Source organism: Aquisphaera insulae (assembly GCF_011064615.1).
In the GTDB taxonomy this organism is placed as follows: domain Bacteria; phylum Planctomycetota; class Planctomycetia; order Isosphaerales; family Isosphaeraceae; genus Aquisphaera; species Aquisphaera insulae.
Map to the genome: position 1 here is coordinate 1 of NZ_JAALJH010000266.1, position 433 is coordinate 433.

The following is a 433-nucleotide window of genomic DNA, read 5'->3' on the forward strand; positions in this document are numbered from 1 at the left end:
GGCCGACTTGTCCCATCGGCCGTGAGCCTCCGATCGGGCGCGCGCTCCTTCCGGATGAACCTGCCCTCCTCTTCGGCCGGGTGACTTGCGAAATGATGGAGACGGCGTTTCGGCCGCCGACGTGGACGGGAGCCGGGCCCGACTGGATGGAACCCTTCGCCCGGACGATCGACGCGGCGAGGAAGTACGTGGTGTCGAGCACCCTGGGCCGGGTCGACTGGAACGCGGAGCTCGTGCGCGGGGATCTGGGGGAGGCCGTCCAGCAGCTCAAGCGGGAGCCGGGCAGGGGTTGTTCGTGGGAGGTGTGAGGCTGGCGCGATGAAAGGTTGGTATTGACTGCCCCACACCCGGCATGCGGACGTGACGGTTTCTGTTGCGCCTGACGCGGCCCGCGAAGCCGTTGGGAACCAGGCCCCGGCGCGATCGCCAGCCT

Annotated in this window: 1 pseudogene; it reads left to right on the top strand. The window is 69.1% G+C overall.

From position 1 onward, the window contains the following. Positions 1-14 precede the first annotated feature (14 nt). A pseudogene (locus tag G6O54_RS37085) lies at positions 15-313 on the top strand (dihydrofolate reductase family protein); the annotation flags it as partial. Between the last annotated feature and the right edge of the window lie 120 nt (positions 314-433).